This is a genomic window from Paenibacillus sp. PK3_47 (assembly GCF_023520895.1).
In the GTDB taxonomy this organism is placed as follows: Bacteria; Bacillota; Bacilli; order Paenibacillales; family Paenibacillaceae; genus Paenibacillus_AQ.
Genome location: NZ_CP026029.1, coordinates 6,001,521 through 6,018,151, shown reverse-complemented (window position 1 = coordinate 6,018,151; position 16,631 = coordinate 6,001,521). Strand labels below are relative to the sequence as shown.

Annotated in this window: 15 protein-coding genes; 5 read left to right on the top strand and 10 right to left on the bottom strand. The window is 51.4% G+C overall.

Annotation, left to right across the window (positions count from 1 at the left end):
• Positions 1-3: 3 nt before the first annotated feature.
• Positions 4-198: a hypothetical protein gene (locus C2I18_RS26315; RefSeq protein WP_249898656.1), complete on the top strand. Its 195-nt coding sequence runs from the start codon at positions 4-6 to the stop codon at positions 196-198.
• A 59-nt stretch (positions 199-257) separates the two neighbouring features.
• On the opposite strand, the gene C2I18_RS29665 is transcribed toward C2I18_RS26315, so the two are convergent.
• Positions 258-1,049 (bottom strand): MerR family transcriptional regulator, encoded by a 792-nt coding sequence (locus C2I18_RS29665; RefSeq protein ID WP_275100940.1) that lies wholly within the window; start codon positions 1,047-1,049, stop codon positions 258-260.
• Between the two features lie 149 nt (positions 1,050-1,198).
• On the opposite strand from C2I18_RS29665, the gene C2I18_RS26305 reads away from it, so the two are divergent.
• Together C2I18_RS26305 and C2I18_RS26300 are read left to right on the top strand one after the other, a co-directional pair.
• Positions 1,199-1,543, top strand: a complete 345-nt coding sequence (locus tag C2I18_RS26305) for a DMT family transporter (protein ID WP_249898655.1) — start codon at positions 1,199-1,201, stop codon at positions 1,541-1,543.
• The gene (locus tag C2I18_RS26300) at positions 1,543-1,857 is read left to right on the top strand and encodes a DMT family transporter (protein ID WP_249898654.1); all 315 of its coding nucleotides are present in this window, start codon (positions 1,543-1,545) and stop codon (positions 1,855-1,857) included. The genes C2I18_RS26305 and C2I18_RS26300 overlap by 1 nt, the downstream gene beginning before the upstream one ends.
• Before the next feature lie 579 nt (positions 1,858-2,436).
• Here C2I18_RS26300 and atzF read toward each other — a convergent pair.
• The 9 genes from atzF to C2I18_RS26255 form a co-directional block, all read right to left on the bottom strand.
• Positions 2,437-4,224, bottom strand: coding sequence for an allophanate hydrolase (atzF, locus tag C2I18_RS26295; RefSeq protein WP_249898653.1), 1,788 nt, complete (start codon positions 4,222-4,224; stop codon positions 2,437-2,439).
• A gap of 6 nt (positions 4,225-4,230) precedes the next feature.
• Positions 4,231-5,868, bottom strand: a complete 1,638-nt coding sequence (locus tag C2I18_RS26290) for a PucR family transcriptional regulator (RefSeq protein WP_249898652.1) — start codon at positions 5,866-5,868, stop codon at positions 4,231-4,233.
• A 13-nt stretch (positions 5,869-5,881) separates the two neighbouring features.
• Positions 5,882-6,313 (bottom strand): cupin domain-containing protein, encoded by a 432-nt coding sequence (locus C2I18_RS26285; protein WP_249898651.1) that lies wholly within the window; start codon positions 6,311-6,313, stop codon positions 5,882-5,884.
• 55 nt (positions 6,314-6,368) lie between these two features.
• Positions 6,369-7,436, bottom strand: coding sequence for a cyanuric acid amidohydrolase (gene atzD, locus C2I18_RS26280; RefSeq protein ID WP_249902255.1), 1,068 nt, complete (start codon positions 7,434-7,436; stop codon positions 6,369-6,371).
• Positions 7,436-8,188, bottom strand: coding sequence for an ABC transporter permease (locus C2I18_RS26275; RefSeq protein WP_249898650.1), 753 nt, complete (start codon positions 8,186-8,188; stop codon positions 7,436-7,438). The genes atzD and C2I18_RS26275 overlap by 1 nt, the downstream gene beginning before the upstream one ends.
• Positions 8,185-8,994 carry an ABC transporter ATP-binding protein gene (locus C2I18_RS26270; protein ID WP_249898649.1) on the bottom strand — a complete coding sequence of 270 codons (810 nt, stop codon included), beginning with the start codon at positions 8,992-8,994 and terminating at the stop codon, positions 8,185-8,187. Before C2I18_RS26270 ends, C2I18_RS26275 begins: the two co-directional genes overlap by 4 nt.
• Positions 8,995-9,007: 13 nt before the next feature.
• Positions 9,008-10,027: an ABC transporter substrate-binding protein gene (locus C2I18_RS26265; RefSeq protein WP_249898648.1), complete on the bottom strand. Its 1,020-nt coding sequence runs from the start codon at positions 10,025-10,027 to the stop codon at positions 9,008-9,010.
• Positions 10,028-10,052: 25 nt separating this feature from the next.
• Positions 10,053-10,736, bottom strand: coding sequence for a biuret amidohydrolase (gene biuH, locus C2I18_RS26260; RefSeq protein WP_249898647.1), 684 nt, complete (start codon positions 10,734-10,736; stop codon positions 10,053-10,055).
• A 1,590-nt stretch (positions 10,737-12,326) separates the two neighbouring features.
• Entirely contained in the window at positions 12,327-13,424 is a 1,098-nt protein-coding gene (locus C2I18_RS26255; protein ID WP_249898646.1) for a GNAT family N-acetyltransferase, read from the bottom strand.
• A gap of 220 nt (positions 13,425-13,644) precedes the next feature.
• On the opposite strand from C2I18_RS26255, the gene C2I18_RS26250 reads away from it, so the two are divergent.
• Together C2I18_RS26250 and C2I18_RS26245 are read left to right on the top strand one after the other, a co-directional pair.
• Positions 13,645-14,694 (top strand): ArsR/SmtB family transcription factor, encoded by a 1,050-nt coding sequence (locus C2I18_RS26250; RefSeq protein WP_249898645.1) that lies wholly within the window; start codon positions 13,645-13,647, stop codon positions 14,692-14,694.
• Between the two features lie 160 nt (positions 14,695-14,854).
• Entirely contained in the window at positions 14,855-16,567 is a 1,713-nt protein-coding gene (locus tag C2I18_RS26245) for an ABC transporter ATP-binding protein (protein ID WP_249898644.1), read from the top strand.
• Positions 16,568-16,631: the final 64 nt, after the last annotated feature.

The window sequence follows — 16,631 nt, the reverse complement described above, 5'->3', positions numbered from 1 at the left end:
GGGATGATCATTATGTTCGACGGCAACGGCAGTCCTCCGCCCCGCACCACTGATCATATCGGCCACAAGGCCAACTTTGATGTGAATGAACAGAAGCTTCATTCCAAAGGGCTCCCCAGCCTGTGGGACGAAATTTCGACCTGGCTCATTCTTGGCGGCATCATCGCCGTAATTTATTTATTATTCAGAATCTTTTGAACAGACCCAAAAATCGTCCGCGCCTTTATGGGCCGGGCGTTTTTTTGGGTGAGGATGCTTTAACCACTGAAAGGCAAGGCAAGCTGCAGCTCGACAGGGTAGGTATCCCCTTCCACATTCGCATCATACAAATCAACGTCAATCACATAAGAGCCTGCCAGCTCTGCGCGGTCATACCCGAAAATCTCGGCAGTCTCCTCAATCTGGCTGGACGGCAGCAGCGTACAGGAATATTCCCGTGCCGGGAGTGAGATTACCCGCAGATCCCCGCTCTCTTCCATAATCTCCACAAATACATACTTCTCCACAGCATCCTGCCTGTAAAAATAGATCAAGCCCTGCTGGTACAAGCTCGTCAGTCCAAGCTCCAGGGACAGCAGATATAACTCCGAAACATTTTTCATGAACAGCTTGTTATCCTCCGGATTGCCGTGCCAGGGCGCGGTAAGCATATTTCTTTTGCCGATCTGCCGCTGATAGATTCCTTTATTGTGCTTGTATGCCTGATAATCGCGGATGCTGCCCGATAATCTCTCCATACGGCTAAGTGCCGACTGGATTTTCCGGGCTTTAAGCATGGCAATCTGCTGTCCGTCTTCGAGGATTTTATCCAGACGCAGTCTGCCCTGTTCATCCGCATAATTGGAAAAATTCTTGAGCGGAATCCCCAGGTCAACACACATGATGATGACATCGAGTACAACCATCTGATCCAGCGTATAGTACCTGTAGCCGCTCTGTTCGTTGATATAGGCAGGTTTTAATATATTTAACTGATCGTAATACCGTAAGGATTTGATGCTTACACCTTTTAATTTTGACACCTCGCCAATCGACAAATACTCCTTCATTTCCGCTCAGACTTCCCCTTTCAAACTGCTGCTGCTCAAAAAATAAATATTGACTCTCCCCTAATGGGATACTTTATATTGTGAATTGTATTCATCGCGTATGCAATACTAATTCTACAATTTTCAAGTAAAGGAGCATCACAGGCATCATGAATCTCAACTGGCTTTATGTAATTATCGGCGGAATTGTCGAGGTGTTCTGGGTCTCAGGACTGAAGCATTCCACCACTCTGGCGGAGTGGATCTTTACGATTATCGCGATTGCAGTCAGCTTCATGCTGATTATCAGGGCTGCAAGCAAGCTGCCAGTCGGCACGGTATATGCAGTCTTTACAGGTCTCGGTACAGCAGGTACAGTCGCCAGCGAAATGCTGTTATACGGCGAACCGTTTAAGCTGGGCAAAGTGCTGCTGATCGGTCTGCTGCTTAGCGGAGTGATCGGCCTCAAGCTTGTCACGGACAAAGAGCAAAAAACAGAAGGGAGGCATTCCTGATGGCGTGGCTCGCACTGATTGGCGCAGGATGCTGCGAAGTACTCGGCGTTATTGGTATCAAAAGGATCACAGAACGCAGGGACGTCACTTCCATCCTTCTGCTTCTGCTGTCATTTTCGGTAAGCTTTTCTCTCCTTTCTTTCGCCATGAGTGAAATTCCGATGGGAACCGCCTATGCGATCTGGACGGGTATTGGAACGGTTGGCGCGGCTTGTGTCGGCATGTTCCTGTACGGTGAGCCGCGTGAGTGGCGCCGCCTGCTGTTCATCGCAATGATTCTTGGTTCTGCTGTCGGTTTGAAGCTGCTGGATTGACCAGCGGAAATAGTCTTGCAGCGATCGATGCAAAAGGACGGCCTCTGCTACATGCAGATCCGTCCTTTTTGCTGCCAGCGCGGGGGCCAGTGTATGCGATCAACCGAATACATTGGCCTATTCGAGGGTAGACGGGCCAATTGTACGCGAAAAATCGAGTACATTGTGCTGCCACGAGGGCAACCGGGCCGATTGTACGCGAAAAATCGAGTACATTGTGCTGCCACGGGGGCAACCGGGCCAATTGTACGCGAAAAATCGTGTACATTGATCCGCCATGAGGGTAAACAGGCCGATTGTACGCGAAAAATCGAGTACATTGATCCGTCACGAGGGCAACCGGGCCAATTGTACACGAAAAATCGAGTACATTGATCCGCCACGAGGGCAACCGGGCCAATTGTACACGAAAAATCGAGTACATTGATCCGCCACGAGGGTAAACGGGCCATTTGTACACGAAAAATCGAGTACATTGTGCTGCCACGAGGGTAAAGGAGGCATTCTGTCTGCCCCTCTGCCACGAAAAGCACCCCACAAGCAGCATTCTGCTTGCGGGGTGTTATACGCTCCATCAGTTCAATTAGCGGGCAAATATCTCCAGCCGCCGTAAGCCGTAATATTCTCGGCTGCGGCTGCGGCGTAACCTTCGCAGATGAAGCCGGTCACTTCCCGGCCGTCTTCCAGCGCTACCCGGCCAAGCCCCAGCGGGGCAGGAATGAGCGACGCGAATGATCCCAGCGACTCCGCCGGCATCCGCCACAGTTCAAGCTCGACCGAGCTGCCTCCGCTGTCTTGTCTGAGCAGTCCTGGCTTGGCCGGCTCCGTCTGAAGCTTAACAAGCTCGTAGCACGGGGCCGTCCGCGCTTCCTGCCAGAAACGGGCGCCATGCTCTAGCATCTGCTTCTCCAGCGGGAACCCGCGCATGTGGAGTCCGCAGACTGCCAGCGTAATCATGCCCGAAGAAGCTGTCTCAGCATCAGCAGCATCAGCATCAGTGACTTCCCGCAAATCGCCCTCTGCAAGAAACCGTGCAGCTGCTCCTGCCAGCAGATGTTCGCTGTCCGCAAGCGCGAACATTGTAATGCCGAACGGCAGATCCCTATCCGCTTCTCCAGCCGGCACAGCTACTGCCGAGAGATCGAGCAGGTTGCAGTGATTGGTATACCGTCCCATATCGGAATTGGCACCAACCGGATTCGCAGCAACCTGCTCCCGGGTCCATGTTCCGCCGCAGGTTGGAAGCACCAGCACCGCATCCTGCAGCAGCAGCTCCGCTTCCCGCTTATAACGCTGCAGCCGGTGCATCACCTGGAACAGGCTGGCTGCAGTGTGACGTTCCGCCGCTCCGGAGGACAGAATTGCCTCTGTCACCGGCAGTACAGCCTCCCGGTGATTCTCTACGAACTCACCCAGACCGGCCCAGCGTTCGGCTACCCAGGGACCATCGTACAGGATGGATGCCGCTTCAAAAAACAACGTGCAGTCCACCCGTTCCACCGGCAGTCCTAATGCCTGAACTGCTGCTTCCGCCTGATCCCAGGCCAGGCGGTACTCAGCGGCATGAGGGCCATAGAAGTAGAGCGGGGACTCCGGAAGCAGAACCTTCGCAGGAAGACCGGCGGGCATTCGCTCCACAGCACGCGACCACGGATCCGCCTCATCGAGACCTCGCGCTGCACGGTCCACCTCGAGGGCATCCTCCAGATTGTGTGCAAATACAGTCACACAATCGAGGCTGGCACAAGCCGGTACGACACCCCGCACCGGCCAGGCGCCAAGGCTGGGCTTATAGCCGACCAGCCCGTTCAGCGCCGCCGGCACACGGCCCGAGCCGGCGGTATCCGTGCCCAGGCTGAACACCGCCTGGCCTCTCGCTACAGCCACAGCCGAACCGGCGCTGGAGCCGCCGCTGATATATTCCGGCCGCAGGGCGTTATGCGCCTCGCCGTACGGGCTGCGCACTCCGACAAGTCCGGTGGCGAACTGGTCAAGATTGCTTTTGCCGACAGGAATAGCTCCGGCAGCAATTAACCTTGCAACAACTGACGCATCTTCATCCGGCTGATAAGCATAGTCGGGACAAGCTGCCGTTGTCGGCAGTCCCTTAACATCGATGTTATCCTTAACCGCGAATGGAATCCCCCACAGCGGATGGCTCTGTGGATCCAGCTCTTTCAATGCCTCCAGATAAGGACGGATATGAACCTCAGCGGGAGCTTCAATCCAGATGTTCATTTCCGCGTCACGTCCGGCACGGCTGATGATTTCCCGGATGACTGCCTCCGGTTCAAGCGCACCGCTTAAATATTGTCCGCGCAGCCAGCCGGCGGTCAGCTTGGCGGGAAACTTTGTTCTCGTTGGCATAATGCTTCATCTCCTTCTCTGCGGTTCCATACGCAGCATGCTTCCTCTTCCCATCTCATGCAGCTTAAGCGCCAGCTGCAGCTCCAGCATGTCGTCACCGTCGTCCTGGCTTAACCCCAGCAGCTCGCAGGCCCGGTCTATTCTGTAGTTGACTGTATTGTAGTGGGTGAACAGCTCGGCAGAGGTCCGTTTGATATTACGGTTACACTTGAAATACAGCTGCAGAGTCTGCAGTAATGAGGCGTTATGTCTGCTGTCATACTCCAGCAGCGGAACTATATACTGGTCCCTGTACTCGCCGACCTCGGCAAGCTCGGGTAAATGGTACAGCAGCCGGAAGACGCCCAGCTTCCGGTAATCCACATAAGGGCCGGCATAACCGCTGATTTCGCGGATCCGGGCAATTTTCCGGGCAGATTCATAGCTGAAACGGACCTGATCCGGACCATCCGCCAGATCCCCGATACAGAAGGCACAGTTTTCCTTGGCAAACGTCCGGTTCAGCTCCGCGAGCAGGCGCCCAAGTGTATCCTCGAGCGTGAGATCCGGCTGTTCCGGAACAGTCAGAACCAGCTCTCCCTCGAGGATGGTCAGCTTCACATGCTGCAGATCAGCTCTGGCCCGCACCCGCTTTACCGCTTGCTGCAGATGTTTAAGCTCCGGCTTTTCTTCCAGCCAGCCGACCGTCACCGCACGCAGAGGACGTTCGGCAAGGGGACAGCCGCAGGCTTCAGCGCGCAGCTTCAGGTCCTCCGCAGCCGCAATCCGGCCGCTGATCCAGTCCTGCAGAAACTGGTCGACATACTTGAGTTCAACTTCCCGGCGGGCTCCGGCATTGATCATCTCCAGGCCGACCAGCACGCCTACCCTATCAACCGTCAGCTGATCGACTACCGAAAGTTCACGGTTCCACTCCAGCAGCACCAGCAGGCACTGATCTACTCCCTTGTCATTGACCGCCGAGACATAAGCTCGGATACGCCGGTCCCCGACGGTCAGGAAAGTGATCCCGAGGCTCCCTTCCTGTCGCAGCTGCATCCATGCCGGAAGCTGCTCAGACAGCTGCAGCTCCTCCGCCTGCGGAGAGCAAAAGACCTGATCTGTATCATCCAGCAGTACGATCGGATTGTGCAGCATGGCATCCAGCGACTGCAGGAAATCCTCAATACCGTCTCCATGGAGAAGCTGTTTGGACAGCTTTTGAAAGCGGCTCTGCAGCTGGGAGAGCTCTCTCGCCTCCTGCACCAGTACCCGTTCCATAATATCCCTCACGACATCAGAGAACGAAGCGGCAGCCGGGAGCTCAAAGATTGGAAAGCCCAGCTGGTCTGCAAGCTCCAGTGCCCGCGCCGGAACCTCATCGATATAGCGCTTGGTTTTGATCCCCAGTGCGGAGACCCCTTTCTGGTTCAGCTGGGGAATAATCTCTGCAATCAGCTCCGGCTGTCCGTGAAAAGGAAAGCCGCTGGTGATCAGAAACTCTCCCGGGCGGACCCAGTCAATGACATCGGGAACTTCCATGACATTTACACGGTTAATGTAACGTCCCAGACCAGTTGCTCCGGCCAGAACAACCGCTTCCTTAAGATCGGGAATCAGCAGTATATCGCTGCAGGTCAATCCTGTGATTACATTGCTGCCCATGGCTCCGCCGCCTTTACTTTAGCTTGGAAGAATAAATATCCTCGATCAGAGTTGTGCCAAAAAAGCTGTTTACCGGCACATCCGCCTCAGCCGGGACAAAAATACTGATCTGCTCAGACGGCGTATCGCCTACGTTTGCCACAGAATGGACTACATTGGCAGGCACATGGAAGGTGTCCCCGGCACGGTAGCTGTACCATTCACCGTCACACAGGAGCTTGACCTGACCTACAGTAATATGAATAATTTCCACCACATCATGATAATGCGGAACGACCTGGCCGCCGACCCCCAGCTTCTCCCACAGAATCGAGCTCATCCGGATGCCCAGGCGGTCCGCCTGCTCCGCTGATACAATCTCACGGTGATACAGCTCAATATGATTCGGCATTAACTCCCATGTCATTTCCGCCGCTGTCAGCACTTCCGTTTCCTTTGTATGCATAATTGATTCCTCCATGATGTATAGGTTATAGGTTTTCTTTTGGATAAAAAATGCTCTATCTACGTCTGAACACAGCCGCTACCGGCCCTCCGCCTTTTGGACCCTGATGCTCGCCGCCGCCGGATACGTAAATCATCGGATCACCTCCGACATAAGCCAGCACGCCGCCGACAACAGCCCGTGCATGCCGGGTATGGTTGATATCGGAATCATCCAGCATGATATGACGACGTCCGCGGATGACTCCATCCGGATCCGCTTCGGCTTTGGCCAGAACCTGCACCAGCTCATCTCCGGGATAGCGTTCCAGCAGTCCCTGAAGCGCCGCGCCGTCGATCGCATCTTTCATGACCGCGTGATCGATATGATAAGGTCCTTCCGCAGATAACGAGTTGCCAAAAACAATGACCTCACAGCAGGACAGCTCGCTGCCGGCGGAAGTGGAAGCCACCGCACTGAATTTATCCCAGTTCACACATATATCTTCTTCGCCAAGTGCAGACCGCTCCACTTCGCCCAGCGCAACGGCTGCTCCCAATGCGGAAGCACCGCGGGAATACCCCATGGATTTATATGTATCTTCCGTAACGAGCGATGCCTGACGGCCGTGAGCCTCATATATTTGCTCTGCGGTAAGCAGCGGGCATTTGATCTGCACAAAGTGTACATCCTCAGCCGAGGTAATTCCGGCATCCAGCACAGCCTGGGCTACAGCATCCGCCACTTCATCCACCTGACTGAGCCGGCCCAGCTCCTCCGGAAGGAACGCGCGGGTTCTGGCAACGCCGATGGCGAGTGACTTTAGGCCAGCACCTTCAACACCCTTTTCGGGACCGCCGCTGCGGCTGATGACTGTGAAATGCGGACTGAGCACACCTTCCGTTCCGCCGGACATCACATACGAAATATCTGCAGCCTGCCCGTTCAACGACTCGGCAAAGAAATTCTTCAACGCCATTACAGCGTAGCCCCTTGTAAAATCGTTAACACAGCCGTTTCCTTCTGTCTTGCCCAGCACAGCAACAACCTCTTCCGGCCGGAAGAGCCCCTCTTTTATCGACGCCTGCAGGCCCGACATGTCATGCGGAGCACCAGCAGGGATTTTGATCACCGAGCATTTCATCACAGATCATCGCTCCTTGTCCAGAAAATAACCTTTTTCTCCAGCAGCCCGATACACCAGAACAGCAGCAGACCGCACAGCGCCGAAGCAATAATGGCCGAGAACATCACCGGAGTGTCCATATGATAGGAAGAAACGAGCACCACATAGCCTAGGCCTTTGTTCGCTCCGACAAATTCTCCGACGATCGCTCCGACAATGGCAAGCGAGGTGGAAATTTTCAAAGCGGAGAAGATATAAGGCAGGCTGGTCGGCAGCCGCAGCTTCCAGAAGATTTCACTTTTGGTCCCTTTATAAGTGGAGAACAATTCCCATGCTTCATATTCAATGGCCTTGAGGCCTTTGACACTGTTCACCAGAATCGGGAAGAAGCAGATCAGCATGGAGGCGATCACTTTCGACGAATAACCGGTGCCCAGCCAGACTACGAGAAGAGGAGCCAGCGCAACCAGCGGTGTAGTCTTCAGAGCTATCGCGAGCGGGAACATCCCTTTCTCAATCGGCTTGGAATGTACAAAAATAATGGCGGTGACAAGACCCAGAATGTTGGCCAGGATAAATCCGGCCAGCGATTCACCGAGCGTAACCAGCGTATGTGACCACAGTGAACCGTCGATTGCCGAAATGACCTGGGTCGGTGAAGGCAGCAAATACATTGGAATCGACAGGAGCCGCACGGCCAGTTCCCACAAAATCAGGAAGCCGAGCGTAAACGTGACCGGATACATGCCATCTTTGATTTTGGCTGTCATAGGTGCTTCACCCGCTTTCTCAGTTCCTTCACGGTCTGATGGAATTCCGGCAGCTCTTCCATTCCTGCTTCACGCGGCGAAGGCAGCGGCACCGGAATAATATCGGTTACTCCGGCAGGGCGGGGTGACATCATCACTACCCGGTCAGACAACAGCACGGATTCCTGCAGGGAATGGGTAACCATCACGATGCTGCTGAGGCTCGTTTCCGGACTCTCCCACAACCGCAATAATTCAAAATTCAGCTTCTCACGGGTCAGCTCATCCAGTGCGCCGAACGGCTCATCCATCAGCAGCACCGTCGGATCAGCGGCCAGTGCCCTGGCAATTGCTGCCCGCTGCTGCATCCCTCCGCTTAGCTGATGCGGGAAATGGTTCAGGAAATCCTGGAGTCCAACCAGCCGCAGCGCACTCTCCGCCTTCTCCCGTGCTTCCTGCTTGCTGAATTTCTTGTTCTCTCCGAGTTCCAGAGGAAGCATTACATTCTGCAGTGCACTAAGCCAAGGCATAAGGACAGGCTTCTGGAATACCATGCCGAGTGAAAGGTCAGGAGAGGAATACTGCACTTCCCCGCCTCCTTCCGGGTTCAGCAGGCGCAGCATCAGCCGCAGTGTCGTTGATTTGCCGCAGCCGCTCGGTCCAAGAATGGAAATGAACTCATTGCGGTATACATCAAGGCTGACATCGTTAAGGACAGGCACATTGCCGAATGAAAGGGAGCAATTACGCAAGGACAGCATAACTTCCCGGGTACCGGGATTCCGCACAGGGGTGGAATCCATCTGTTTTTTGATCGCTGTTGTCATACCCATTCACTCCCTATTCCAGATATTCATTGGTGAAGAGGGATCCCAGATCCTGCTCTTTTTTTACAAAGTCAAGGTCGATCAGATTCTGCTGCAGTGTTGCCCAGGCAGACTCTTCCATGGAACCCAGCGGAAGCTTCGCCGGCTCCAGCAGCGGGATACTGGCTTTCATCATGTTAACTTCATGCTCCAGATCAAGCTTTTCGCCATATTTCAGACCGAATTCAGCCGCTTCCTCAGGATTGTTGATTGCATAATCCCAGCCCTTCATGGATGCCTGTACGAAATTGCGGACCATCTCCGGGTCTTTCTCAATCACTGATTCTGTTGTGAACAGGGTATCAGCATAAAAATTGATGCCATAGTCATTCGGATCGATAATATTGACTTCCTTGCCTTGCTCTTGCACAGCCAGCACTTCATTGATAACATATCCCGGCCAGGCTTTGACTTGACCCGTCAACAGCGGGCTAAGGTCATATTTGATCGGCATCTCTTCGATTTGCGAAGTTTCGATGCCCGCACTTCTCTCCATCGCCCGGAAGGTAAGCTCTTCGTTGCCGCCAAGCTTGATGCCTACCTTTTCGCCGACCAGGTCTTCCATCGATGTAATGCCTGATTCTTTAAGGGCGAACATCACAAACGGTGTTTTGCGGTAAATCGCGGACAATGCTTTGACCGGTACACCTTTTTCTCTTCCGATAATAATTTGGTCAGCACCGGTTACCCCGAACTCTTCACTGCCTGAAGCAACCATCTGTACTGCCGGAAAATCCGAGCCTCCCGGACGAATCTCCACATCCAGCCCCGCATCCTTGTAAAATCCTTTCTCAACGGCGGTATAAAAACCGGCAAACTGCGCCTGGTGAATCCACTTTAATCTCAGTACAACCTTTTTAAGTTCGCCGGAGCCCGTACCCTCTGCCCCTTGGCCCTCTGCCGTACCGGCTTCCGAATTGTTGCCGCAGGCAGTTAGGAGCAGCATCAGTGAAGTGAGAAGAATAAGTGCTTTAGATCTCGATTTGTTCCACATAGTGATTCCCCCGTTATGAATGATTTTAGAGTTGTGCAAGTGCCGCCAGCACTGATTCCGAATTGCTTACACTGCCGAAAACGCCGCCCTGCATTTTGACCATATTCAGCGCCGCCAGGTGATTGGCAGGATCGGTAGCTCCCGTGCAATCCTCCAGAATCAGGCATTCATACCCTCGGTCATTGGCTTCCCTCATCGTTGTGTGTACACAGACATCGGTTGTGATTCCGGTAAGAATCAAATGGGTAATGCCTTTATTTTTAAGAACCAAATCCAGGTCTGTAGCATAAAAGCTGCCTTTGCCCGGCTTGTCGATAATATACTCTCCCGGTATAGGGGCCAGTTCATCAATAATCTGCCAGCCGCGCTCGCCCCGGACAAGAATACGTCCCGCCGGTCCTTCCGAGCCGATTTCGGCACCGATTTGCTTGCTGCGCCACCGTTTATTCGCCGGCAGATCGGAAAGATCAGGTTTGTGTCCTTCACGGGTGTGAATGACGGTAAATCCCTCAATCTCACGGATGCGTGCCAGCAGCCGCTGAATCGGCTGGATGGCTCTTGCTGTTAAAGAGAGGTCATATCCCATTCTCTCCACGTAACCGCCTTTGCCGCAAAAATCGGTCTGCATGTCGATAATCATCAGTGCCGTCTTCGCCGGATCAATGGCTCCGTCATAAGGCCAAGTGTAAGGTGCTGCTGTTATTTGCATGGTTCATGCTCCCCTCCTGAGTTTCACTGCATCCAATAATGTTAGTTTATATAACATTTGTCTCTCTTGCCTTTCTATGAGTTAGATTATATTACAATAAAACTGCAAAGTCTTCGTTTTTATTACGAATTATTTGCCATATTATTTGTGTTTTTCTACATAGTTGACATATACATTACATTTTTGATTGATTTTTTATTGCTATTTTTTGGTACTCAACAAGAGTACATACTTTAAATGCAAGTAATTGGATAATAAAACCTTAAGAGGAATAGACTGCTCTGTTGAGTCACCTGGCTGTATAGGAACTGCCGGTTTACTTAAGGGTGGATTAAAGTAGATAGTGGGTTGGGTTGGGTTGGGTTGGGGGGTGCTTATCTTCGCAGGGCCTTTTACCATCACGGAGGTTTATTGTACTCGATTTTTCATATACATTCGGTCCATCTACCCTCAAAGTGGCGCATTGGACTCGGTTTTTCGTGTTCATTTGGTCCGATTACCATCAAAGTGGCGCATTGGACTCGGTTTTTCATGTACATTCGGTCCGTTTACCCTCAAAGAGGCGTATTGGACTCGGTTTTTCGTGTTCATTTGGTCCGTCTCCCCTCAAAGTGACGCATTGGACTCAGTTTTTCGTGTACATTTGGTTCGTATAGCATCAACGTGACGCATTGTACTCGCTTTTTCGTGTACATTCGGTCCGTCCACCCTCAAAGTGGCGTATTGGACTCGGTTTTTCGTGTACGTTCGGTCCGTCTCCCCTCTAAGTGACTCATTGGACTCGGTTTTTCGCGTTCATTTGGTCCGTCTCCCCTCAAAGTGGCACATTGGACTCGGTTTTTCGTGTTCATTTGGTCCGTTTACCAGCAAAGTGGCGCATTGGACTCAGTTTTTCGTGTTCATTTGGTCCGTTTACCCTCAAAGTGGCGCATTGGACTCGGTTTTTCATGTACATTTGGTCCTTCTCCCCTCAAAGTGGCACATTGGACTCGATTTTTCATGTACATTCGGTCCGTCTCCCATCAAAGTGGCGCATTGGACTCGATTTTTCGTGTTCATTTGGTCCGTCTCCCCTCAAAGTGACGCATTGTACTCGGTTTTTCGTGTACATTTGTTCCGTTTACCATCAAAGTGGCCTATTATACTCAGTTTTTCATGTACATTCGGTCCGTTTACCATCAAAGTGGCGCATTGGACTCGGTTTTTCGTGTACATTCGGTCCGATTACCATCAAAGTGGCGCATTGTACTCAGTTTTTCGTGTTCATTCGGTCCGTCTCCCATCAAAGTGGCGCATTGGACTCGATTTTTCGTGTTCATTTGGTCCGTTTACCCTCAAAGTAGCGCATTGTACTCGGTTTTTCGTGTACATTCGGTCCTCATACCGTCATGTTAGCCCAATGTACTCGGTTTTTCACCTACAACGGGATCGCTCGCTCTTAAACACATTGTCCGCCGTATTAACGAACTGCTCCAACTTGGCGGGCAATACTGGCCTGGTTCGGTACAACAAAAAGCCGTCTAAAGTCCGGGGACCAAGACAGCTTTTTTACATGTAGCAGCAACTTTTAATAATCGGGAGCTTATTGCTTCACTCTGCAATCCGGGAAATCGGAACAGAAACTTCAAACACCTCATTTTTCAAAAAAGCACCCGGCTCCGGCTGGACATACACCATGATCTTTCCGTCTTTGACATACCAGCCTGTCCCAGCCGTTTCTATCCCCGGAAACTGTGCCGGCGGGGTGCTGTTCACCTCTCCGGAAGCAATTTTCAGATTTACATACTGATTAATCTTCACAGCATAATCCGGTGAATTGCCGGAGGCCTCAAGCAGCGTCAGCGCTTGTCCGCTGTTCAGATCAAAGGTCCAGCTGTGGCGGAGCAGCCGGTCAGGTTCTGTGCCCCCCATATATTGATAGGTATCGGCATAAAGACTGAGCATGCCTTCCTCATTGTAGGCAACCTTCCACTGCGCCTGAAAACCATAAGGATACATATGGGCGTAATCTATAATCCGGTCTTTATTAGGATGAGCCGCCCAGGCCTCAGACAGCTCCTGTTCCGCATCTGTTTTCCACTTCTCCGCAGTCTCTTTCAGAAACAGGTTGATTTTGTCCATAGCTTCCTTGTTCGCGTATGCGGAGAGAACCGGATAATGGAATGAAAAAGAATACGGCTCCGTATCAACCGCCAATTCCTCAGAGGCAGAAATGGTTACATCATTTTCGGAACGTTCAGTCAGCTTGAACTCAGATCTGCCCTGCTGGACAATCGTGTATCCGGACAGATCAGCAAGCTGGCGCAGCGGCAGATAGGTTGAATTGCCGCGGATAAACGGGGTTTTGGCGGATGAGGTAATACCGTTCAGGTTGTATTCGCTGTAATTAAGAACCATCTTGATTACACGCCTCGGCTTCTTTAGTGTGAGATCACCGGTCTTCGCATTATAATCAACCGTGTAACCCATGGCTTTGGCAACAGGCACCAGTTGGACCATAAGGGTGTGATCAGCATGGTATGCCAGTATATTCAGCTTTTTGCCGTCGATGCTTAAAGTCGTTGCCTCAAATCCGTAAGGCACCGCTGACGCAGCGAGGGAAATGCCTGTAACTCCAACCGCTGGTAGAGCGGCTTGTCCTTCCGCATAGGCAGTGTCTGCCGCAGAAGCCGGAAGATTCGTTGACATAGACAGGATGGCAGCTAGAACAATGAATGTCCGTCGGGTTTTTGTCAGTTTACAGAAATGCAAAATGTAAGCCCCCATTTCTTGAGGTAATATTTGTTAGGTACTCATCTACCTTTAGACGTAAGAACGACCGTTTTGTTTCGCCCTGCTTGATAATGGTGTTTTACATAAATATAATATATTAGATAAACACCAAATTCATTGATATAGCGGAGGCCTAATGAATCTTATTATTCAGGAACGTTTGGAGCCGGTCTTTGAAACGATGGGGCTATTGTACGTCAGCAGCCATGCGGAGAAGTTCAAGTCAGATATGATTGAAGAGCTGAACGAATTCGGTGTGGACGGAGAGTTCTTTTATAACAGGCATCTCAAAATACTCGACAAGTATATAGCAGCTTTCATGAAACACCGGGTCATCGATGACAACACAATTACTTTTTTCAGCGAAGACAATGAAGGTTTGTTTTCTGTGCTGCTTGCACTGCTTAGTGAGAATACAGGCTGGCTGGCTGCTTTTGATCAGGTAACTGAAGATGAAATGCAGAGTGCACTGATCAGAGTGCTGCTGCGCCTGGAAGAGCTGGATGACCGGCCGGCACAGGCTGCCTCTGCTGAAAACATCCGTTCACTGGATGATATCGTCGCCTTTCTGGCACACTGTCCGGTTGATGAAAAAACGAAGTGGAAGCTGATGGGCATCCTGCAAACGCCGCGCAAACAGCTGAAGCTGCTGATCGATACCGTAAATACCAATCTCCCTGCCTTTGAAAAAGCATCTGCGGAAGTGGCGAAACCGCTTCATAAGCTAATCAGGGCTTACATACAATCCGTTCAAAAACAGGAGGATGAACAGTTTCTGAAGCTGGTGGGAATGTTTGCTGAAGAGCCTGTAGTGTATCCGAGCCTGATTATGCCGCTGGGACAGCAGCTTTTCACTACGCAATGTTACTATGGCCTTTATGTAGATGTGCTGCCGATTTCCGGCAAGACACTGGCTGACTCCAGAGATTTCCTGCTGCTGAGGCTGAAGGCGCTCGGGGATAACAGCAAGCTGCAGATCCTGGCTTCGCTCAAGGTTAGCCCCAAATATAATCTAGAGATTGCAGAGCAGCTGGGCCTGACTGCCGCTACGATGTCGCATCATATGAATGTCCTGCTGGCCTGCGGTCTGGTCGGTATTGAGAAAAAAAACGGCAAGGTGTATTACCATCTGAATCAGGATAACCTGCGCCAATTAATCTCTGATATGGAGCAGTTTTTGTTATAACAAAATCCGGCTTTACATTAGGCTTCCCATGATTAATCATGGGAAGCTTTTTATTCACCAATATTAGATTATAATCTAATATTGTTGACCTTATTCTAATTATAATGTTATTATCGCCTTACGAATTTAATAATCATCTAACAAAAAGGAGTTGATTCATTTGAAACAATCTCTCAGCCAGAGCAAAACACTACTCGCACTCACCCTGCTATTGAGCATTACCACGTCTGCAGCCACAGTATTCATTGCCCTGATCCTGCAAAAGGTAATCGATGCCGCGATGCAGGGTGACCGTGAACTTTTCCGGCAAATTCTAATCCTGTCTGTTATTTATCTGCTGCTGCTCGCCGTATTGGGATTTGTCTATTCCCTTTGCAGCAAAGCGCTCATCCGCAATCTGACGGTATCCCTGCGGGAGATGGTATTCCGGGGGATTTTTCAGCGTAAAGTTGAAGAATTCACGTCCGCGAATACCGCTGATTATCTGTCTGCACTTACTAATGATATCAAGCTGGCCGAAGACAATTACATCCACCCCATGCTGCTCACTCTGCAAAACACTGTAATTTTTGCCGTATCCCTGATCGTCCTCTTTTATGTCAGCCCCTTGGTTACATTGATCCTTATCTTAAGCATGGTCCTGATGTTTGCCGTCCCTTCCCTGTTTGGCAAAGCGCTGCAGAACCGGCAAAATGCTGTCTCCGCTCAAATGTCGGTGTTCACTGCAAGACTGAAGGACTTACTGTCCGGCTATGAAGTCATCAAATCCTACGCCATAGGCAGACATGCCGCCCGCAAATTCAAGCAGAAAAATGAGATGGCTGCTAACACCCGGTTCGCCGCAGACCGTCTGTTCGCAGCCAATGAAGGCATATCCCAGACGCTGGCGGTTCTCAGCCAGTTTGCTGTAGTCTTCATTGCCGCCTGGCTTATCATTTCCGGTGATTTATCAGCCGGCAGCCTTGTTGCCCTTGTTCAGCTAAGCGGCGGAATTGTCGGTCCGGTTCTGATTATTATGGAGAACTTGCCCAAAATTCAAGGGGTGAAGCCTGTTCTGGACCGCATCGATGCTTTGGCTGGCAGCGCGGAGGATCGTCAAGAGACTCACACGGCTATACTTGACCCCGTATTCAATGATAGTCTTGAAGTCCGCCAGCTGCAGTTTGCTTATCCATCCGGAAAACCGGTACTCAAAGGCATTGACCTTACGCTGCGAAAAGGTAAAAAATACGCGCTGGTCGGCCAAAGCGGCTGCGGTAAATCAACATTGGTGAAGCTGTTAAGCGGTTATTATGAACGTTACGAGGGTACTATCGCTGTCGATGGTACGGATACCCGGAGGCTGGACGGGGATAAGCTGCTGCAAATGGCCTCCACGATTCATCAGAACGTATATATGTTTGATAATGACATCAGGCAAAACATTACGTTAGATGAAGATTATACGGAAGAGGAGCTGGAGCGGGCCGTACGAATGAGCGGTATGCATAAATTTATTACCGCAGCTCCGCAGGGCCTCCTCTCTCCGGTCGGTGAGAATGGTTCACGGCTCTCCGGAGGCCAGCGCCAGCGGATTGCCGTTGCCAGAGCCTTGATCCGGAACAAGCCGCTGCTGATACTCGATGAAGGGACCTCGGCTATCGATATGCAAACGGCCTATGAAATCGAGAGCCGGCTGCTGAAGCATGAAGGGCTCACCTTGATTACAATCACCCATAATATGAATGAGGACCTGCTAAGTTTATATGATGAGATCATTTATATGGAGAACGGGGAAATTGCGGGCATAGGATCTTTGGAAGAGCTGCTGGAAGCCAGCAGCGGATTCAGAAGCTTTTATACACTGAACAAAGAGGAATCAGCCGGGGCTTGAATAGGCAGAACATGCAAAAGACAGGTGCCTGCTTAACGAGGCCCTGTCTTTATTGCACCACTAT